Source organism: Allobosea sp. NPDC055332, assembly GCF_053645455.1.
The window spans coordinates 726,869-744,129 of sequence record NZ_JBSHMO010000001.1 but is presented as its reverse complement, the minus strand read 5'-3'; the positions used below and the strand labels follow the sequence as shown (position 1 = coordinate 744,129).

Sequence of the window (17,261 nt, the reverse complement as noted above, 5' to 3'; positions counted from 1 at the left end):
CGGGCTATAGGCATCCCGGATGCTGAACCGTCTTCCCCGCCACACGCGCCAGGTCATCGCCTATGCCTTTTCGGGCGTGATGGCAGCGGTCGCGCATTACGGATTGCTGATCGGCCTGGTCGAGCTCGGCGGGGCCGACCCCGTTGCGGCCTCGCTCGCCGGTTTCGTGCTCGGCGGCGTCGTCTCCTATCTGCTGAACCGCTGGCTGACCTTCGAGGCTACGCGGACCCATGGTGAGGCGAGCTGGCGCTTCGGCCTGATCGCCTTCGGCGGCTTCCTGCTGACCGGCGTACTGATGCACCTCTTCGTCAAAGTCGCCGGCCTGCCCTATCTGCCGATGCAGGTCGTCACCACGCTGATCGTGATGATCTTCACCTTCGCCGGGCACAAATTCTTCTCCTTCGCCGACCGCGAAGGCGCGTGATCAGGCCTGGCCGGCGGCGTAAAGCGCCCAGCCGACGAGCAGCAGGCTGACGAAGCTCGCGATCGTGCGGACATGGTTCCACAGCGTCCACGGGCGGGAATAGTTCTGCCAGAGCGTCCGCGCCGCCTCGGGGTCGGTGGGAATCGTCGCGATGGCGAGCGCCTCGTTCATCGGCACATTGGCGAGAATGGTCAGCAGGAAGGCGCCAGCCAGATAGACGAAGGCGGCAAGTGTAAGCAGCAGCGCGACCTGGCCGGAACCCTGCTTCCACCAGAGCCCGGCTGCGACGAGCGCCACCACCGGCGTGCCGAAGAAGGCCGGGAAGAAGATGGCGTTGCGCACGACGATGTTGATGCTCTGCATCGAGGCGATCGCTGCCTTCGGATCGACCGCGTCGAGCGCCCACATCACCGACATCGAATAGGCGTAGAAGAACCCGGCCATGGCGCCGGCCAGGATCAGTGCGATGAAGGTGAAGGTGAGCGCGAGCGAGGTCATGATGCAGGAACCTCCAATGCGAGCGGCTTCCTGGCCGAAAAGGCCATGCGGTGCGGGTTATGGCCGAAATTCGTAACGCGTGTGACGCCCTTGAAGCCGGCCGCCTCGACCAGCGCGCTGATGCCGACTGCGCTGTAGGTCGAGAGGCCGTATTGCGCCCGCAGCTTGCGGTAGTCCGAGAACACGGTGCGGACCAGCCCGCCGAGCGCCGCGACGAGGAAGCCGCCGCGCCAGGCGAAGCCGAGCAGTTCGGTCGCGTCGGTCAGCGGCGAAAGGTCGGGCGGGATCACGTCGGCGAGGATGAGCTCGCCGCCGGGCTTCAGCTTGGCGAGCCAGGTGGCGAGCGCCCGCTTCAATTCGTCTTCGCCGAGATACTGGATCAGCGAGTTGGCGACGACGAGATCGAGCGAATCATCCGGCAGTGCCTCGACCTCCTCCGGCGAGACCACCGAGAGATTGGCAAGCGCGCTGAAGCGGGCCCTGAGCTTGTCGCGGACGGTCGGGGCCGCTTCGCAGAGGATCAGCCTGCCGCTGGCGGCGGCGACGAGATCGGCCGAAAGCGCCTCACCGCAGCCGACGTCGAGCACGGCTGCGTCCCTTGCGGGCACTGCGGCGGCGATATCCTGTGCGATGCGGCGGTAATGCAGGGCCTTGTGGCGATCCGAGACATAGATCGCATGCTCGCCGTTCCAGAAATCACGCCAGGACATCGGGGTTCCCGTTTGGAGGATGGCGCGGAAAGCGCCTTCGCCCTAAGCCCTAGCATGGCCACGGCGACTGTGGAGTCAGGTTGATTGCACGCAGGGTTTGTGCTGCCTCAGACGAGCCAATAGCTTGCGCGCGACCGACCGGAGCCTGCCCGACCATGCTGCTGTTGCCGAAACTCTTGAAGCGCTCGATCCGCAAGGGCCGGCTGACAGTGATCGCGCCGGACGGGCAGCGGCATGTCTTCGGGCCGGGGCGGACCGAGTTCAGCTTCGCCGGCAAGCCCGTCGTCGCCGGCGAGGTGACGGTGCGCTTCAAGGATACGAAGATCGAGCGCGAGCTCTTCCTCAATCCGGAGCTGGCGCTGGCCGAAGGCTATATGGATCAGCGGATCGAGTTCGAGGACGGCTCGACGATCCATGACCTCCTGACGCTGTTCTGGATCCAGCGCGGCGAATTGCGCAAGCATCCGCTGCAGGCGGTGATCCGCAAGCTGCGCTTCAAGATCCGGCGCTGGCGGATGCACAACCCGCTCGGCGTCGCCGGCAAGAAGGTCAAGCACCACTACGACATCCCGACCGAGTTCTACCGGCTCTGGCTCGACGAGACGATGACCTATTCCTGCGCGTATTGGCACAGCCCCGAGGTCGGGCTGGAGAACGCGCAGAAGGCCAAGCTCCGGCACCTCGCCGCCAAGCTGAAGATCGAGCCGGGCATGCGCGTGCTCGATATCGGCTCGGGCTGGGGCGAGCTCTCGATCTATCTTGCCAAAGCCTGCGGGGCGAAGGTGACCGGCCTCAACGTCTCGCCCGACCAGATGGCGGCAGCGCAGAAGCGGGCGGAAGCCGCCGGCGTCGGCGATGCCGTGAGCTTCATCAACAAGGACTATCGCGAGCTGACCGGGAGCTTCGACCGCGTCGTCTCGGTCGGCATGATGGAGCATGTCGGCGTCGCGCATTACCTCGAATATTTCGAGAAGATCCGCGACCTCTTGACCCCCGACGGGATCGCGCTGGTCCACTGCATCGGCCGCGTCGGCCCGCCCGGCTTCACCGGCCCGTTCTTCGACAAGTATATCTTCCCCGGTGGCTATGCCCCGGCGCTGTCGGAGGTCTTCGCGGCAGTCGAGCAGACCGGGCTCTGGCATTCCGACTGCGAGTTCTGGCGCCGGCACTATCACTGGACGCTGGAAGCCTGGCGCGAGCGCTTCATGGCGCACCGGCCGGAGGTGGTGACGATGCTGGGCGAGCGCTTCGCGCGGATGTGGGAGTTCTATCTTTCCGCCTGCTCGATCTCCTTCGACATCGGCGGCGACATGGTCTTCCAGCTGCTGCTCGGCCCGCACAAGAGCGCCGTGCCGGTGATCCGGGACTACATCACCGACGCCGAAGCCGAGCTGGAAAAGCGGGGCTTCTGAGGATGGCGGGACAGGAGCTGATCGAGCAGGTCTCGGATCTGCTGCGCGAGGTCGCGGCTGAAGTGGTGATGCCGCGATTCCGCAAGCTGGCGGAGTCGGAAGTCCGGGTGAAATCGCCCGGCGAGGAGGTCACGATCGCCGACGAGGAAGCCGAGCGGCTACTCAATGTCCGCCTGCCGGTGCTCCTGCCCGGATCGCGCGTGATCGGCGAGGAGGCGGTCTCGGCGCAGCCGGAGCTGCTGCAGGGGCTGGGCGAAGGCAGGGTCTTCGTTGTCGACCCCGTCGACGGCACCGCCAATTTCGTCAAGGGCAGCCCGTGCTTCTCGATGATGGTGGCGCTGCTGCGCGAGGGCGAGCCCGTCGCCTCGTGGATGCTGAGCCCGGCGACCGGGACGATCCACGTCGCCGAGCGCGGCTCCGGCGCCTGGGTCGATGGCGAGCGCGTCAGGGTGGGGCAGCCGCCGCAATGGACCGGGCTGCGCGGCGGTGTGCTCACCCGCTTCCTGCCCGCGGAGATGACGGCGCGGGTCAAGGTCAACGGCCGGGACCTCGCCGCGATCACGCCGGGGATGCACTGCGCCGGCGAGGAATATCCCGCGATCGTGCGCGGCGAGCAGCATTTCGTGGTGTTCTGGCGCGGTTTGCCCTGGGACCATGCGCCGGGCACGCTCTTCCTCGAAGAAGCCGGCGGCCGCGCGGCCCGCTTCGACGGGCGCCCCTACAGGCCGGCCGAGCAAGGCTTCGGCATCCTGGCGGCGCAATCGCCGGAGCTGTGGGACGAATTGCAACGGCGGTTGTTTGCGGAGGCGTGAGGCCGCACCACGAGAGAAAGCGCCCCGCCGGCTTTCGCCGCGAGGGTTGAGGACAACGCCATCCGAGGGAGGGCGCGGGGCTAAGGCGGCGTCGCAGTCGACGGCTGCGTGCCGAATGTCGATGTCGAAATGTCGAAGCAGCGCCACTGGCCACTGCCCGAACCCCGCGCGGTTCTCGTATGGTGCTCTCGCCGTCTGGTTACGTCCGGCAGGACTGGGAGGGCCTCTCCCATCGACGAAAACCCCTCCGTGGTGGAAGGAGCAAACTCTGATCGCAGAAGTGGATCTCACTTCTGCTGAGCGTGCTCTTCGGGCTCGCAAGGCCCTGTCGCCACGAAACACCGCTCTTCCGCCCGGCCTCATGATGCCTCGCGAAGCCCCCTCGGTTCGGGCGGGACGGGAGGAAGCATAAAGCAGGTTTCAGGGGCGGGGATTGATTGAGGATTTGTCCCCGCTTGGAGGTCGTTCGCTTGATCGGCCAAGCGGGGGGAACCCTCTCCTGCATCGAAGTCGGGTTTACCCGACTTCGACACTTTGAGTTCTGATCTCAGGCAAGCCCGAGATCAGTGAGAGGGCAGGGTGAGGTGTAGGCCCCTGGAACAGCGAGGCACTGCGCTCACCGCGCGGTCGTGTTCAGGCTAACGTTTCCAGTCCGAACACCTCACCCCTGCCCCTCTCCTTCCAGGAGAGGGGTTCTGCGGCGTGGTTCCAGGGACTCATGTCGAAGCGAAGCGCTGCAACCGCACCTCACAAAACTAAGGAATTGACCTAAGTATTGAGTCCAGCTATCGATGCCGCCGGCGCAGGGGCTGAGGGGGGACACCGTGACACCGCAAATCGGCGCCGGCGCACCGCAGGCGGCCAATCCCGTCGTGGTGGACCAGATCTTCCGGGCCCTTTCGGACCCGACGCGGCGCAATGTGCTGGAGCGCCTTACCGCCCGGCCGGCTTCGGTCAGCGAGCTCGCCGCGCCCTACAAGATGGCCCTGCCGTCCTTCGTCGAGCATCTCAAGGTGCTCGAAACCAGCGGCCTGGTGCGCTCGCACAAGGCCGGGCGCGTCAGGACCTATGAGCTGGCCGCCGACCAATTGAAGCTCGCCGAGGATTGGCTCGGGCGCCAGCGCAACCTGTGGACGCGCCGGCTCGACCACTTCGACGCCTATGTCATGAGCCTGAAGGAAGAGGAGAACAAATGACCTTGCCTGCGATCACGATCAATCCCGAGCTCGACCTTGTGCTCGACCGCAAGCTCGACGTTCCGGTCGAGCTGGTCTGGCGTGCCTGGACGACGCCAGAGCACCTGCGCAACTGGTTCGCGCCCAAGCCGTGGACGATCTCCGCCCTGGACCTCGACCTGCGTCCCGGCGGCGCGATCAACTTCACCATGCGCTCGCCCGAGGGCCAGGAGTTCGCCAACACCCAGTGCTATCTCGAAGTGAAGCCGCTGGAGCGGCTGGTCATGACCGACACGCTGCTCGGCGGTTACCGGCCTTCGCCGAACCCGTTCTTCACCGCCATCCTCGACCTCGCCAGGGACGGCAACGGCACGCATTACCGGGCCGTCGCCATCCATGGCAGCGATGCCAGCCGCAAGCAGCACGAGGAGATGGGCTTCCACGAGGGCTGGGGGACGGTCGTCAGCCAGATGGTCGAGTACATCAAGGCCGGGCGCTTGCAGGCCTGAAGGCGGCGCAAGCTGGTCCATCGAGAGGGCGGCGCTCTGCGCTGCCCTCTTTCTTTTCCGGGAAGGGTTGCTCGCGCCTCGTTCAGCCCGTCGGCATCGCCGCCATGTCGGCGAAGACGGCCTCGAAGGTGTGGCCGTCGGCGTCCTCGAAGGCGCGATTGTAGAGCCAGCCCAGATCGGTCACCGGGCGCGGATCGGCCTTGCCGCCGGCGGCGGCTGCCGCGGCGACGGTCGCATCGACCTCGGCGCGGCTGTCGAGCGTGAGCGCAAGCAGGACCTGCGCACCGGCATGGGCGTCGGCGACCGGCTTGCTGATGAAGGTCGCGAAAAAGTCACGCGTCAGCAGATGGAAGGTGATCGTATCCGACCAGACCATGCTCGAAGCCTGATGGTCACTGAAATCGGCGTTCTGCTTGCAGCCGATCGCCTCGTAGACGCGGGTCGCGGCGGCAAGGTCGGCGACGGGCAGGTTGACGAAGAGCATCTTGGGCATGGTGGTTCTCCTTGGACAGGTGGGGGAGCGTCAGAGGTTCTGCTGCAGGATCCGCCCGTTCGGGTGGACGCAGATCAGTTCGAGCCGGCCTTCGCCGACATTCTCGAAACGGTGCGGGATGTCGGGCGCTGCGACGACGACGTCGCCGGCATAGCCGCGTGTCGTCTCGCCCCCGACGGTGAACTCGGCCTCGCCCTTCCGGACGATCCAGGTCTCGGAATAGGGGTGGACGTGCAGCATCGAGCCCTGGCCCGGCTCGGCATCGACGATGAAGAACGAGACCGGGCCGCCGAGCGCCTCACCCTCGAAACGCACCGTGCGGTTGGCGCCGCGCTGCTGATCTTCGGAACGAAGGACGTTGAACATAGCTGCCTCCCTGGCCGTTCGTGGCATGAATTATCTTTGCAGGAAGATATCTAGCCGAGAGGTATCTTCCCGTCAAGATAAATATCTTTGTGCCAAGATACCTTGGCGAGCGACGGCGCGGCGTGTATGTCTGCTTGCCGGACACCCAACGGCCAAGGCGCTGAAATGACGGATGAATCGCAGCATCGAGCGCGCACGATGGAGGATCATGTGGACCGGTTGCGTCGGCAATGGGCGCGCGAGCTGCCCGATCTGAACACCGAGCCGATGGCGATCCTCGGCCGAGCCTTCCGGCTCGGCAACATGGTCAGGCCGAGCATCGAGGCGACTTTCGCGGGCTTCGGGCTCGACCGCGGCGAGTTCGACGTGATCGGGACGCTGAAGCGCTCGGGGCCGCCCTACCGGCTGACGCCGACCGAGATGTACACGCTCCTGATGATCTCCTCGGGCGGGCTGACCCATAGGCTCGACCGGCTGGAGAAGGCCGGGCTGATCCGGCGCGAGAAGTCGGTCAAGGATGGGCGCAGCGTGCAGGTGGCGCTGACCGAGGCGGGCGCGGCGCTGGCCGAGCAGGCTTTTCGCACGGACATGGCGAGCGAGCTCACCTTCCTCGAGCCGCTCGATGAGAGGGAGCGGGAGATGCTGGCCGGGCTGCTGCGGAAGCTGATTTTGGGGATCGAGGCGAACTCGCGACAGAACGAGGAAGAACGCGGGGAACCCTCTCCTGGAAGGAGAGGGCAGGGTGAGGTGTAGGCGGCCAGAGCAGCGAGGTATTGTGCTCACCGCGCGGTTGGGTTCAGGCTGACGTTTCCAGTCCGAACACCTCACCCCTACCCCTCTCCTTCCAGGAGAGGGGATCCCGCGGCTGCTGGCTTCAGCGCTTCAGGTTGACGACCACCACACCGGCCAGCGCCATGGCGCCGCCGATCAGGCCGAGCGCGGTCGGGATCTCGCCGAGCCAGAGGAAGCTGATCAGCATCGCCGCAGGCGGCACGCAGTACTGGAAGTTGGCGGCGCGGGCGGCCGGCAGGCGCGACAGGGTGATCGCCCAGGTGCCGTAGGCGACGACGCTGGAGACCAGAGCGAGCCAGACCACCGACCAGATCGCCTGCGCCGGGGCGGTCGGCAACTGCTCCAGCGCGCCGGGCAGGAAGGGCGTCAGCGCGAGCCCGCCGAGCGTCATGTTCCAGGCCGCGACGGTGAGCGGCTTGTGGCGGGCGAAGAGCGGCTTCTGCACCACGGTCGAGACCGAGTTGCACAGGGCGGCGCCGAGGATCAGCAGGACGCTGACGCCGATATTGAGGTCGAGCCCGTTGCCGAGGGCGATGACGCCGATGCCGGCGAAGGCGAGGGCGGTGCCGGCCCAGGCGAGGGCGCTGAAGCGCTCGTTCAGGACCAGCATGGCGAGCGCCGCGGTCATGATCGGGTTGGTGTTGATGATGAAGCTCGCCGCGCCGGCCGGGACGACGCGCTGGCCGAGATTGAGGAAAATCGCATAGAGCGCGATGAAGACGATGCCGCCGGTGAGGAAGCGCCAGATATCGGCGCGCTCGGGCAGCTTCGGGCGCGTCACGACCAGGAAGAGCGCCGCGAACACACCGGCGATGGCAAAGCGCAGCGCTGCGAGTTCGAGCGCGCCGAAGCCGGCAAGGCCGGCCCGGATCGCCGGGAAGGAGGAGGCCCAGGCGATCACGGTGAAGGGGATGGTGAAGAGCAGCATGGCGTCGAGGGTGGAGCCGGGCCGGGAGGACGCGGCGGAGGGGACGGTTGTCATGGCAGGCCTCAAAGGCTGGTGACGGTTCGCCTTCGGATAAGCGCCTCGGCGAGCTGATTGACAAACGAGTAATTCAATGACGAGCTGTGAGCATGGATCACAGCTCGCCACTTCCGCCCTTGGACACGCTGCGCGCCTTCGAGGCGGCCGCCCGCTCCGGCAGCTTCTCGGCCGCGGCCGAGGCGCTGAACCTGACGCATGGCGCGGTGTCGCGGCAGGTCGCCAAGCTGGAACACTGGCTCGGCCTGCGCGTCTTCGAGCGCCAGGCGCGCGGCGTCGCGCTGACGCCGGAGGGGCAGCGGCTGTTCCAGCGCACGCAGGAGGCGTTCTCGGTCTTCGCCGATTCATCCGACCGCTGGAGCGAGCCGCGTGGGACGGCGGTGGTGCGCTTCAGCGCGACACCATCGGTCTGCTCGCTCTGGCTGATGCCGCGCTGGCAGCTTCTGGAAAGCGGCGATCCCGCCGTGCGGATCATGCTGCAGGTCGACCATCGCAAGGTCGACCTCGAGGAGGAGGGGATCGACCTCGCCATTCGCTGCGGCCGCGGCGGCACGCCGGGCCGGGTTTCGGTGCAGCTCTTCGAGGAATGGTGCTATCCCGTCGCCTCACCGGAACTGGCTAGGGCGATCGGCGAGGGCAGGCCGGAGCGCTTCCTCGACCAGCCGCTGATCCATGATTCCGACGCCGCCGGCTGGCGCGCCTGGTTCAATGCGCAGGGGCTGGATTTCCGGCCGCGGCAGCAGGACCGGCGCTTCGAGGACTACAATCTCGTGCTCGACGCTGCCGCGTCCGGGCTTGGCGTGGCGCTATCGCGCCCACCTCTGGCGCAGGCGCAGGTCGATGCCGGGCGGGTCGTCAGGGTCGATCAGCGCACGGCGCTCAACCCGGTCTCCTACTGGCTCGACCGGCCGATGGGCCAGCCGCGGCCGGCGGCGGTGGCGCTGGCGACCAGGATCGCGCATGAAGCGGGGCTGTCGGCGGGCAAGCTCGGGGGCTTCCTGCGGCAGGAGGCCAAGGCGGCCTAGGGGCTGCGCAAGGCGCGGCCTGCGATTGTGAACACTGGTTCACGCCTCCACATTGACGCCGGTTGTGCCCGGCGCTCATCTCTCGCGCAGGAGTTGAGCTGCGGGGATGCGCGATGGCGAAGCTGGGACTGTTCTATCGCGGCAGGGTCGACAACGAGCACATTTTCACCACCGTCTATGACGGAGCAAGCTGGACAGGCGACACCAGCATCTCCAGCCAGCCCGGCGGGATCGATCCAAGAACATGGGATCCCCCGGCCGCATGCCTGTACAATAACGACCTGTATCTTGTTTACGGCAGCCGCGACGGCAACGACATCTATATGTCGGTCTACAGCGGGTCGACCTGGTATGGCGATGAGATGATCGGCTCCGTCACCGGCGAGAGCAGTCCGAAAACATCTCGCGGCCCCAGGCTGGTCGTCTACGATGACACCTTGTACCTGATCTATGTCAGGCCGGGCGACAATGTCCTGTGCCGCTCATGGTTCGATGGCTGGCGCTGGCAGGGCAGCGATCCGATCGTGACCAGCAGCGGCAGTACGCTGAAATCGGACAAGGCGCCGGCGGCGGTCGTCTTCAACGGCAAGCTCTACCTGATCTACAGGGGCGCGAACGTCCGCTCGTCCAAGCTGTACGTCGCATGGTTCGACGGTCAGAACTGGAGCGGCGACACGGCGATCGTCGATCAGCCCGGCCATGTCGATCCCTGGTCCGACGACGGGCCGTCCGCAGCGGTTTTCAACAACCAGCTCGTCCTCGCCTATAAGGGCGACACCACTCCGGACCTCTACATCGCGCGTTTCGACGGCACTAATTGGTCCGGAGACGTCAAGCTCTCCGACGAGCCGGGCGGCCCCGGCGCGCAGAGCGAAGCCGGACCCAGCCTGCAGGTGTGCGACGGCAAGCTCTGGCTCGTCTATTGCGGCTACCGCAATCGTTCGTTCTTCGTGTCGTGGTTCGATGGCCGAACCTGGTCCGGGGACGTGCGGATCTCCAGCCAGGCCGGCAATGTCGATCCCGAATCGGATGCAGGGCCGGCCCTTGCGCTGATGCCGTTCCCGGTACCCGTGGTGGACGGTTTCCCGCCACCTCAGATCATGAACGTGCGCACCAAGCCGATGCCCAACACGGATGCGCCCGCGGTCAAGACGGGCGCTCGGGTCGAGGCCAAGACAGTGGTCGCAATCGCCGCCGCGCCCGAGGATCCGTCACTGGCCAATCCCGAGACGCCGATCTGCGACATCAGCCTGATGGGGTCGCATGACAGCGCGGCGATCAATCCCAAAGGGTGGGGCTTTTATGCCTGCCAGGTATTGACGATCACCCAGCAATTGGACGCCGGGGTGCGCGTCCTCGACGTCAGATTGAAGGTCAAAACCTCGTCCTCGGGCTATCAGTTCGCGACGTGCCATGGAAATCGTAAACCTGAATCCTGGCCGACGCTCAACGAATACCAGACGTTCGAGTCGCTGCTGACCGAGTGCAGGAACTTCCTGGATCGCAGGCCGACCCAGTTTCTCGTGATGTCGTTGAAGATCGACGACTGGAACAACATCAACTCCAACGAAGTGGGGCCGGCGGTCTACGATGCGCTTCGCGCAATGCTCGGAGGCGGCTATTTCGTCGTCGGTAGATCCGATATCCCGAGACTTCGCGAAGTTCAGGGGAAGATTTATTTGATCAATCGCATCAACAGCGACTCGACGCTCGGCGTGCCGATTGCGTTTCCCGACAACCCCAAGGGGCAGTGGCTCGCACACACCGATTACTGCAAGTTCGATGTGTTTCTGCAGGATCGCTATGAAGACCTGCAGCAATACGATCCAAACGCGGAAAAGCTGGAATTGTTCATGGCCGCTGCTCGTGCCCGTCAGAAGCGCGGCCAGGTGGTGATCAATTTCGGCAGCGGCACAAGGGTCTCCATCTTCGGCGTCGACATCAAGCGCATCCTGCTGAAACATCTCGGCACGGTCGCGAACCGACCAGACTTTTTTGGCTGGACGCTGTTCGATTTCATCGGCACCTCCTATCCGTGCGACCCCTATTCCAGCCTGAGCTGCGCAGACATGATCTATGCGGCGAACACAGGGTATAGCCGTTTCCCGAACGCTTACGATCTGGTGCATGACGGGTTGTAGCGCGCGCGGCCACCCTCGACCGGCTGCTCTGCCGAAAATGACCCGCCCGGATCGGCAGGCCTTGGGTTGACGGACAAGGTCAGGCTGTTTCCGGCGCGCGGGCTACTTCTTCCAGGCGTGGACGAGCCTCGTCCAGATGCGTCCGCATCTCCTCGGCGAGCGCGAAGAAGCGGTCGCGCACCGGCCGCGCATGCGGGTTGGCCTGCTCGATGGCGAGGAAGACGGCCGGGCTGTCATGGCGCACCATCTCGGTCGCGCGCATCAGCAGGTCGAAGCTCGCTGTGGTCATGCGGCGCGGCAGCGGCTCCATCCGGACCAGGATCTTGGCGATGAGATGGGTCAGGCCCTGAACCATGGCCGCCTCGCGGTCATGCGCCTCCGGTGTCGTCATGATGACCTTGAGGCGCAGCATCCGGCGCAGGAAGGCGGCGATGCGCCAGGCGCTGCGGCCGCGGATCGGGCAGATCGCGACCTTGAGGCCGGCAATGCCGTCGCGCCCGCTCTGCGGGCCGAAGAGCGGGTGGGTGCCGACGATCTCGATGTCCTCGGGCAGCTCGGCCAGCATGGTCATGGCCGGGCCGATCTTGACCGAGCCGACATCGACGACGATCGCGCCGCGACGCAGATGCGGCCGCAAGGTCGCGATCGCCTCGGAGAGGGCCGCGACCGGCACGGCGAGGATGACGATGTCGCAGGCAGCGATCTCAGCCGGGTCGTTGGCGATGATGCCGCCAGCGGCCGCATCGGCCGGCAGCGCCGGATCGAAAGCGATCAGGCGGCAATGCGGCTTGAGATGGCGGGCGATCAGGCGGCCGAAGGCGCCGAAGCCCATCAGGCCGACGGAGGGATTGGTGATGTTCGGGATAAGCATCGCGTTTTCCTTGGGGAGGGCCGCGATGCCGGGTGACTGCCTGATTTCAACCGCCAGCGCGGCGGTTGAGCATGGGAGTGCGACCGCCTTCTATGAGGACGGCGCGTAATAGTTGCGGGCGAGGAGGCAGGCGAAGGTCATGGCGCGCTTAGAGCGCGGGCGCGTCGCCCTGTCAATCACAGCGGCGGAGAGTAGTCGGTCGGCAGCAGCACGCGGTCCTCGATCGCGCCGACGAGGTCGCCATGCTCGATGACGCTGACGCGCTTGATCTCGACCCACTCGGGATCGGCCATGAAGCTCGCCCAGCGCGCCGCCTTGGTCTCGAGGTCGGGCCAGGCGAGGAGATACGCGAACTCGGTGCGGCCGGCGCTGCGCGTCTCCCACATCGACAGGATGCGGAAGCCGTGGCGGGCCATGATCCGGCTGGCATGATCGCGGAAGCGGGCGTGGAACGCCGCCTTGTTGCGCTCGAAGATCTCGTTGATGCGCAACTGGTGGATCATGGCGAACTCCTTGTCAGGCGGCCTTCTTCGCCTTCTCCGCTTCCATCAACTCGACGAAGCGGGTGAAGAGGTAGTGGCTGTCCTGCGGGCCGGGCGAAGCTTCCGGATGGTGCTGGACGCTGAAGGCCGGGCGGTCGTTCAGGGCGATGCCGCAGTTCGAGCCGTCGAAGAGCGAGACATGGGTCTCGGTGGCGTTGGCCGGCAGCGTCGCGGGATCGACGGCGAAGCCATGGTTCATCGAGACGATCTCGACCTTGCCGGTGGTCTTGTCCTGGACCGGATGGTTGGCGCCGTGGTGGCCCTGCTTCATCTTCATGGTCTGGCCGCCGATGGCGAGCGCCAGCATCTGGTGGCCGAGGCAGATGCCAAAGGTCGGGATCTTGCGGTCGAGCAGCTCCCTGATCACCGGTACGGCGTATTCGCCGGTCGCGGCCGGGTCGCCCGGGCCGTTCGACAGGAAGACGCCATCGGGATTGAGCGCGAGGATGTCTTTGGCCGATGCGGTCGAGGGCACGACCTCGACCTCGCAGCCGGCCTTGGCGAGCAGGCGCAGGATGTTGCGCTTGACGCCATAGTCGATGGCGACGACGCGGTGCGCCGCAGACTCGCGCTTGCCGTAGCCGCGCGGCCAGAGCCAGGGCGTCTCGTCCCAGTCATAGCGCTGGGTTGCGGCGACGAGCGGCACGAGGTCGAGCCCAGCCATGTCGGGTAGGGCGGCTGCGTCCTTCTTCAGGGCCGCGATATCGAAATTGCCGGCCGGGTCATGGGCGATGACGGCGTTGGGCATGCCGTTCTCGCGGATCAGCGTGGTCAGCGCGCGGGTGTCGACGCCGCAGATGCCGACGATGTTGCGGGCCTTGAGCCAGGCGTCGAGATGCTTGGCGGCGCGCCAGTTCGAGGGCTGCGTGACCTCGGCATGCAGCACGACGCCGCGCACGCCGGAGGAAGCGGCGGCGTTGACCGTCTCGGTGTCCTCCTCGTTGACGCCGACATTGCCGATATGCGGGAAGGTGAAGGTAATGATCTGCCCGGCATAGGACGGGTCGGTCAGGATCTCCTGATAGCCGGTCATCGCCGTGTTGAAGCAGACCTCGCCGGGGGCCTGCGCGATCGCGCCGAGGCCGAAGCCTTCGAGCACGGTGCCGTCGGCGAGCACCAGCACGGCGGTCGCGCGCGGCTCGACCCAGCCCTCTTGCCAGCCTTGCGCGGCGGGGTTTCCTTCGTGAGCGGTCATGTCTATGTCTCGTCCAGGCCGCTGGAAGCTGCGGCAAGCGTGAAGGCTGCGCGCGGGTGGCGCTGCCGGTCTGGAGCGCGAGCCTTAATCAGGCGCCCGCGCCCCGTCAATGAATGAAGAAGGTTTGCACCATCATGTCCAACCTGCGTGAGCAGTTCACTGCCGACCTCAAGACCGCGATGAAGGCCGGCGAAAAAGGCAAGGTCGCCGCCATCCGTCTGATCCAGGCGGCGCTGAAGGACAAGGACATCGAGGCGCGCGGCGCCGGCAAGGGCGAGGCCACGGCCGACGAGATCCTCGCCCTGCTGCAGAAGATGATCAAGCAGCGCCAGGAATCGATCGCGATCTATGACGCCAACGGCCGGCCCGAGCTCGCTGACGGCGAGCGCGCCGAGGTCGCGGTGATCTCCGCCTATCTGCCCAAGCAGATGAGCGACGAGGAGATCAAGGCGGCGATCGAGGAGGTCATCGCCGAGACGGGCGCCTCGGCTGTCAAGGATATGGGCAAGGTCATCGGCGCGCTGCGCGGCGCCTATGCCGGCCAGATGGACTTCGCCAAGGTCTCACCTATGGTAAAGCAGTTGCTGGGCGGCTGATCCGCGGGCGGCATTTTCGCCTTATCGACGGGCAGCGTTTCGGCAAAGGAGGCTTCCGATGTCGAAACGGTCGATCGTCATGGTCGCGCTCGGGCTGGCCTTGCTGGGCTCGGTTGCGCTCGCTCAATCCGAAGGCTGGGGCACCGGCTATCAGATGGGCACATCCTATGCCGGCGTGAGCGGCTCCGACGGAACGCGGCTCACCTTCTATTGCGGAGATGCGGCCGCGGCCCGCGCCAACCCGGCGATCATGAGCGGCCCTTATCTGATGGCCGTCCTGCCCAAGACGCAGCTCAAGGAAGCCCTGCCGTCGGCGATCGAGATCGTGGCCGACGGCAGGGCGACGCGCGTGCCGGTCAAGGCTCAGTCGGGCATCGACGAGGTCGAGCTGACCTGGGCGCCCGATCAGAGTTTTGGCGTCGCGCAGATGAAGCCGGTAGTGGCAGCCTTACGCGAGGCGAAGCGGATCGAATTGCGTGCTGCCGAGGCCTCCATCCTGCTGCCGACCGAGGGCGTGGCGAAGGCCCTGGCCGACGACCCGCTGCAGTGCCGGTAAGGGGGCTGGCGCTCAGGGCGAATAGCCCGTGCGCTGCATCACCCGCTCCTCGATCGCGCCGACCATGCGGCCATGCTCGGCGGCGCTGCTGTCCTTGATCCTCGACCACTCCGCGTCCTGCATGAAGCGGGCCCAGCTTTCGCGCATCGTCGCCTCGTCGGGCCAGCGCAGGACATAGACGAATTCGGTGCGGTCCCTGGCCCTGGCTTCCCACATCGCCGCGATGTCGAAGCCATAGGTCTTCATGATGCGGGCGGCATGGTCGCGGAAGCGGGCGTGGAAGGCCGCCTTGTTGCTCTCGAAGATCTCGTAGATGCGCAGTTGCTCGATCATGGTTGTTCGCTCGGTCGCTGAGGCAGGGATGACGAAGGCGGCCGCCGCAGCGAGCGCGGTCGCAAGCAAGGCTGATCGCCGGATGAGGCGGTGCATGAGCTGAAGCTCCTCGGCTGTTGCTGTGCGAGGAGCCTGCCTGCGCGACTGCTCTCAGTAAAATATATTGTTCGTCCTAGTTTGATATGTCCTGCATATCGATCGTGGCCCGCCGGAGCACGGCGAGGAAGTTTTCTCGCGCCGGCGAGCTGCGCGTCGCGTCCCAGGCGGCGATCAGCGCGACATGTGTCATCTCCGGCGGCGCCTCGACCGCGATCGGCCGGAAAGCGACGCCGGCGCGCGGCATCAGCGCCAGCGAGGCCGGGATCAGCGCGACGCCGAGCCCGCTCGCGACCAGGCTGGCGACGGTCTGCATCTGGCGGGCTTCCTGGACGATGCGCGGCGAGAAGCCGGCGAGGCGGCAGAGCCCGATGATCTGGTCGTGGAAGCCGATGCCGAGCTGGCGCGGCGTGCCGATGAAATCGGCGCCGGCGAGAGCGGCGAGGGGCAGCACCCCCTCTCCGGCGAGCGGGTGATCGTCCGGCAGTGCGGCCAGGATCGGCTCGCGCAGCAGGGATTCGCTGGCGAGCTGCGCGACCATGATGCCGGGCTGGCGCATCAGGCCGATATCGGCCTCGCCTGCGGTGATCGCCGCGAGCTGCTCACCCGTCGTCGCCTCGCGCAGGATAAGCTCGATGCCGGGGAATTCGGCACGGAAGCGGCGCAGCGCCAATGGCAGCAGGTCGTGGGCGGTGCCGACGAAGGTGATCGCGAGCCGGCCGGCCTGACCGGCGGCGACGGCCTGCGCCTCCCTGATACCCTCATCGAGCTGGGCGAGGACGCGCCGGGCGCTGACGAGGAAGGCCGCGCCGGCCGGCGTGAGCGCGACGCTGCGGTTGCTGCGCGCGAACAGGGATAAGCCGAGCGTGTCCTCGAGCTTGCGGATCGCCTGGCTGAGCGGTGGCTGCGCCATGTGCAGGCGCTCGGCGGCGCGGTGGAAGTTCAATTCCTCGGCGACGGCGATGAACTGGCGCAGCAGCCGCGTCTCGACCGCAGGCGGCATCAGGCCCGCTCGATATCGGTCTGCGCGAAGTCATCGCCCTTGCAGAGCAGCGGCAAGCCGCGCGACCTGGCCAAGGCGTAGGCGGCGCAGTCGCCCATGTTCAGCTTGGCGGGATGGCGGCCCTTGCCGAAGCGGCGATAGGCGTCGAAGGCGAGACTGGAGAGATCCTCGTCGAAGGGGATGATCTCGATATTCTCGCGCGCGACGAAATCCTCGGCGGCTCCGGCGGGCATGCCCTTGCCGAATGTCAGGACGATCTGGACTTCGAGCAAATTGACGCTGGTCAGGGTTCGTGTTCGAGCTGACGCGAGCGCAGCGATGAAGTCCACGGCTTCGGGCTCCTCCATGACGATCGCAACGATTGCGGAGGTATCGACGACGAGGTTCACCACATGCCGTTCTCGTCATAGCCGATGATGTCGTCCATCTCCTCCTTGGTCATGGAGCGTTCGGCCGGCTTGATGTTGTACTTCTTGTAGAACTCCGCCATCCGCTGATGCGCAGCCGCCACCCGCCGCGCCTTCTCCTCCTCGGACAATTCGTCCTTGTCGAGCTCGCTCCTGACGGCCATGCGCACGGCTTCGGTCAGACTGAGCCCGCGGCGGCGCGCCAGCTGGCGCACCGCTTTCTCCGTCTCCGGGTCCTTGATGTTGAGCGCCACGACTTTCTTCCTTTTCTGCGATTTTCTTTATCATGTGGGGCTTGCTGTGGATATGGACCATAAGCCCGG

The 17,261-nt window shown here is 66.2% G+C and carries 22 protein-coding genes; 10 read left to right on the top strand and 12 right to left on the bottom strand.

What is annotated here, in order from left to right:
• The first annotated feature begins 19 nt into the window (after positions 1-19).
• Positions 20-424, top strand: a complete 405-nt coding sequence (locus ACWIGM_RS03815; RefSeq protein ID WP_454024593.1) for a GtrA family protein — start codon at positions 20-22, stop codon at positions 422-424.
• On the opposite strand, the gene ACWIGM_RS03810 is transcribed toward ACWIGM_RS03815, so the two are convergent.
• Together ACWIGM_RS03810 and ACWIGM_RS03805 are read right to left on the bottom strand one after the other, a co-directional pair.
• A complete protein-coding gene (locus ACWIGM_RS03810) occupies positions 425-922 on the bottom strand; it encodes an anthrone oxygenase family protein (protein WP_454024592.1) in 498 nt (165 codons plus the stop codon).
• Positions 919-1,632, bottom strand: coding sequence for a class I SAM-dependent methyltransferase (locus tag ACWIGM_RS03805; RefSeq protein WP_454024591.1), 714 nt, complete (start codon positions 1,630-1,632; stop codon positions 919-921). Before ACWIGM_RS03805 ends, ACWIGM_RS03810 begins: the two co-directional genes overlap by 4 nt.
• 155 nt (positions 1,633-1,787) lie before the next feature.
• On the opposite strand from ACWIGM_RS03805, the gene ACWIGM_RS03800 reads away from it, so the two are divergent.
• The 4 genes from ACWIGM_RS03800 (at position 1,788) to ACWIGM_RS03785 (ending at position 5,540) form a co-directional block, all read left to right on the top strand.
• Positions 1,788-3,044, top strand: coding sequence for a class I SAM-dependent methyltransferase (locus tag ACWIGM_RS03800; RefSeq protein ID WP_454024590.1), 1,257 nt, complete (start codon positions 1,788-1,790; stop codon positions 3,042-3,044).
• 2 nt (positions 3,045-3,046) lie between these two features.
• Positions 3,047-3,856, top strand: a complete 810-nt coding sequence (locus ACWIGM_RS03795; RefSeq protein WP_454024589.1) for an inositol monophosphatase family protein — start codon at positions 3,047-3,049, stop codon at positions 3,854-3,856.
• An 824-nt stretch (positions 3,857-4,680) separates the two neighbouring features.
• On the top strand, positions 4,681-5,052 hold the full coding sequence (locus ACWIGM_RS03790; protein ID WP_454024588.1) for an ArsR/SmtB family transcription factor: 372 nt from the start codon (positions 4,681-4,683) through the stop codon (positions 5,050-5,052).
• Positions 5,049-5,540: an SRPBCC family protein gene (locus ACWIGM_RS03785; RefSeq protein WP_454024587.1), complete on the top strand. Its 492-nt coding sequence runs from the start codon at positions 5,049-5,051 to the stop codon at positions 5,538-5,540. Before ACWIGM_RS03790 ends, ACWIGM_RS03785 begins: the two co-directional genes overlap by 4 nt.
• Before the next feature lie 82 nt (positions 5,541-5,622).
• On the opposite strand, the gene ACWIGM_RS03780 is transcribed toward ACWIGM_RS03785, so the two are convergent.
• The gene (locus ACWIGM_RS03780) at positions 5,623-6,033 is read right to left on the bottom strand and encodes a VOC family protein (protein WP_454024586.1); all 411 of its coding nucleotides are present in this window, start codon (positions 6,031-6,033) and stop codon (positions 5,623-5,625) included.
• Between the two features lie 30 nt (positions 6,034-6,063).
• The gene (locus ACWIGM_RS03775) at positions 6,064-6,399 is read right to left on the bottom strand and encodes a cupin domain-containing protein (RefSeq protein WP_454024585.1); all 336 of its coding nucleotides are present in this window, start codon (positions 6,397-6,399) and stop codon (positions 6,064-6,066) included.
• A 165-nt stretch (positions 6,400-6,564) separates the two neighbouring features.
• Here ACWIGM_RS03775 and ACWIGM_RS03770 point away from each other — a divergent pair, with 165 nt between their 5' ends.
• On the top strand, positions 6,565-7,152 hold the full coding sequence (locus tag ACWIGM_RS03770) for a MarR family winged helix-turn-helix transcriptional regulator (RefSeq protein ID WP_454025436.1): 588 nt from the start codon (positions 6,565-6,567) through the stop codon (positions 7,150-7,152).
• Between the two features lie 121 nt (positions 7,153-7,273).
• On the opposite strand, the gene ACWIGM_RS03765 is transcribed toward ACWIGM_RS03770, so the two are convergent.
• Positions 7,274-8,173, bottom strand: coding sequence for a DMT family transporter (locus ACWIGM_RS03765; RefSeq protein ID WP_454024584.1), 900 nt, complete (start codon positions 8,171-8,173; stop codon positions 7,274-7,276).
• A gap of 92 nt (positions 8,174-8,265) precedes the next feature.
• On the opposite strand from ACWIGM_RS03765, the gene ACWIGM_RS03760 reads away from it, so the two are divergent.
• Both ACWIGM_RS03760 and ACWIGM_RS03755 read left to right on the top strand, forming a co-directional pair.
• Positions 8,266-9,198, top strand: a complete 933-nt coding sequence (locus ACWIGM_RS03760; RefSeq protein ID WP_454024583.1) for a LysR substrate-binding domain-containing protein — start codon at positions 8,266-8,268, stop codon at positions 9,196-9,198.
• 113 nt (positions 9,199-9,311) lie between these two features.
• A complete protein-coding gene (locus tag ACWIGM_RS03755) occupies positions 9,312-11,339 on the top strand; it encodes a PI-PLC domain-containing protein (protein WP_454024582.1) in 2,028 nt (675 codons plus the stop codon).
• A gap of 79 nt (positions 11,340-11,418) precedes the next feature.
• On the opposite strand, the gene ACWIGM_RS03750 is transcribed toward ACWIGM_RS03755, so the two are convergent.
• The 3 genes from ACWIGM_RS03750 to carA form a co-directional block, all read right to left on the bottom strand.
• Positions 11,419-12,210, bottom strand: a complete 792-nt coding sequence (locus ACWIGM_RS03750; protein WP_454024581.1) for a prephenate dehydrogenase/arogenate dehydrogenase family protein — start codon at positions 12,208-12,210, stop codon at positions 11,419-11,421.
• 176 nt (positions 12,211-12,386) lie between these two features.
• Positions 12,387-12,713 (bottom strand): NIPSNAP family protein, encoded by a 327-nt coding sequence (locus ACWIGM_RS03745; protein WP_454024580.1) that lies wholly within the window; start codon positions 12,711-12,713, stop codon positions 12,387-12,389.
• A gap of 13 nt (positions 12,714-12,726) precedes the next feature.
• Complete coding sequence (gene carA / locus ACWIGM_RS03740) at positions 12,727-13,947, bottom strand: glutamine-hydrolyzing carbamoyl-phosphate synthase small subunit (protein WP_454024579.1); 1,221 nt, start codon at positions 13,945-13,947, stop codon at positions 12,727-12,729.
• A 134-nt stretch (positions 13,948-14,081) separates the two neighbouring features.
• Between carA and ACWIGM_RS03735 the strand changes: the two genes are divergently transcribed.
• Positions 14,082-14,543 (top strand): GatB/YqeY domain-containing protein, encoded by a 462-nt coding sequence (locus ACWIGM_RS03735; RefSeq protein WP_454024578.1) that lies wholly within the window; start codon positions 14,082-14,084, stop codon positions 14,541-14,543.
• 58 nt (positions 14,544-14,601) lie between these two features.
• Positions 14,602-15,099: a hypothetical protein gene (locus tag ACWIGM_RS03730; RefSeq protein WP_454024577.1), complete on the top strand. Its 498-nt coding sequence runs from the start codon at positions 14,602-14,604 to the stop codon at positions 15,097-15,099.
• A gap of 12 nt (positions 15,100-15,111) precedes the next feature.
• Here the strand turns inward: ACWIGM_RS03730 and ACWIGM_RS03725 are convergent, their stop codons facing one another.
• From ACWIGM_RS03725 to ACWIGM_RS03710, 4 genes are all read right to left on the bottom strand, one after another.
• Positions 15,112-15,528 carry an NIPSNAP family protein gene (locus ACWIGM_RS03725; RefSeq protein WP_454024576.1) on the bottom strand — a complete coding sequence of 139 codons (417 nt, stop codon included), beginning with the start codon at positions 15,526-15,528 and terminating at the stop codon, positions 15,112-15,114.
• 76 nt (positions 15,529-15,604) lie between these two features.
• Positions 15,605-16,531, bottom strand: a complete 927-nt coding sequence (locus ACWIGM_RS03720) for a LysR substrate-binding domain-containing protein (RefSeq protein WP_454024575.1) — start codon at positions 16,529-16,531, stop codon at positions 15,605-15,607.
• A complete protein-coding gene (locus ACWIGM_RS03715; RefSeq protein WP_454024574.1) occupies positions 16,531-16,923 on the bottom strand; it encodes a type II toxin-antitoxin system VapC family toxin in 393 nt (130 codons plus the stop codon). The genes ACWIGM_RS03720 and ACWIGM_RS03715 overlap by 1 nt, the downstream gene beginning before the upstream one ends.
• A complete protein-coding gene (locus tag ACWIGM_RS03710) occupies positions 16,917-17,192 on the bottom strand; it encodes a type II toxin-antitoxin system VapB family antitoxin (protein ID WP_454024573.1) in 276 nt (91 codons plus the stop codon). The genes ACWIGM_RS03715 and ACWIGM_RS03710 overlap by 7 nt, the downstream gene beginning before the upstream one ends.
• Between the last annotated feature and the right edge of the window lie 69 nt (positions 17,193-17,261).

Excerpts from the sequence above, each read along its gene's own strand:
- ACWIGM_RS03795 (WP_454024589.1), top strand. The coding sequence starts at position 3,047 with ATGGCGGGACAGGAGCTGATCGAGCAGGTCTCGGATCTGCTGCGCGAG.
- ACWIGM_RS03730 (WP_454024577.1), top strand. The coding sequence starts at position 14,602 with ATGTCGAAACGGTCGATCGTCATGGTCGCGCTCGGGCTGGCCTTGCTG.
- ACWIGM_RS03775 (WP_454024585.1), bottom strand. The coding sequence starts at position 6,399 with ATGTTCAACGTCCTTCGTTCCGAAGATCAGCAGCGCGGCGCCAACCGC.
- ACWIGM_RS03735 (WP_454024578.1), top strand. The coding sequence starts at position 14,082 with ATGTCCAACCTGCGTGAGCAGTTCACTGCCGACCTCAAGACCGCGATG.
- ACWIGM_RS03805 (WP_454024591.1), bottom strand. The coding sequence starts at position 1,632 with ATGTCCTGGCGTGATTTCTGGAACGGCGAGCATGCGATCTATGTCTCG.
- ACWIGM_RS03760 (WP_454024583.1), top strand. The coding sequence starts at position 8,266 with ATGGATCACAGCTCGCCACTTCCGCCCTTGGACACGCTGCGCGCCTTC.
- ACWIGM_RS03765 (WP_454024584.1), bottom strand. The coding sequence starts at position 8,173 with ATGACAACCGTCCCCTCCGCCGCGTCCTCCCGGCCCGGCTCCACCCTC.
- ACWIGM_RS03755 (WP_454024582.1), top strand. The coding sequence starts at position 9,312 with ATGGCGAAGCTGGGACTGTTCTATCGCGGCAGGGTCGACAACGAGCAC.
- ACWIGM_RS03815 (WP_454024593.1), top strand. The coding sequence starts at position 20 with ATGCTGAACCGTCTTCCCCGCCACACGCGCCAGGTCATCGCCTATGCC.
- ACWIGM_RS03720 (WP_454024575.1), bottom strand. The coding sequence starts at position 16,531 with ATGCCGCCTGCGGTCGAGACGCGGCTGCTGCGCCAGTTCATCGCCGTC.
- ACWIGM_RS03810 (WP_454024592.1), bottom strand. The coding sequence starts at position 922 with ATGACCTCGCTCGCGCTCACCTTCACCTTCATCGCACTGATCCTGGCC.
- ACWIGM_RS03725 (WP_454024576.1), bottom strand. The coding sequence starts at position 15,528 with ATGCACCGCCTCATCCGGCGATCAGCCTTGCTTGCGACCGCGCTCGCT.
- ACWIGM_RS03785 (WP_454024587.1), top strand. The coding sequence starts at position 5,049 with ATGACCTTGCCTGCGATCACGATCAATCCCGAGCTCGACCTTGTGCTC.
- ACWIGM_RS03745 (WP_454024580.1), bottom strand. The coding sequence starts at position 12,713 with ATGATCCACCAGTTGCGCATCAACGAGATCTTCGAGCGCAACAAGGCG.
- ACWIGM_RS03800 (WP_454024590.1), top strand. The coding sequence starts at position 1,788 with ATGCTGCTGTTGCCGAAACTCTTGAAGCGCTCGATCCGCAAGGGCCGG.
- ACWIGM_RS03780 (WP_454024586.1), bottom strand. The coding sequence starts at position 6,033 with ATGCCCAAGATGCTCTTCGTCAACCTGCCCGTCGCCGACCTTGCCGCC.
- ACWIGM_RS03770 (WP_454025436.1), top strand. The coding sequence starts at position 6,565 with ATGACGGATGAATCGCAGCATCGAGCGCGCACGATGGAGGATCATGTG.
- ACWIGM_RS03750 (WP_454024581.1), bottom strand. The coding sequence starts at position 12,210 with ATGCTTATCCCGAACATCACCAATCCCTCCGTCGGCCTGATGGGCTTC.
- carA (WP_454024579.1), bottom strand. The coding sequence starts at position 13,947 with ATGACCGCTCACGAAGGAAACCCCGCCGCGCAAGGCTGGCAAGAGGGC.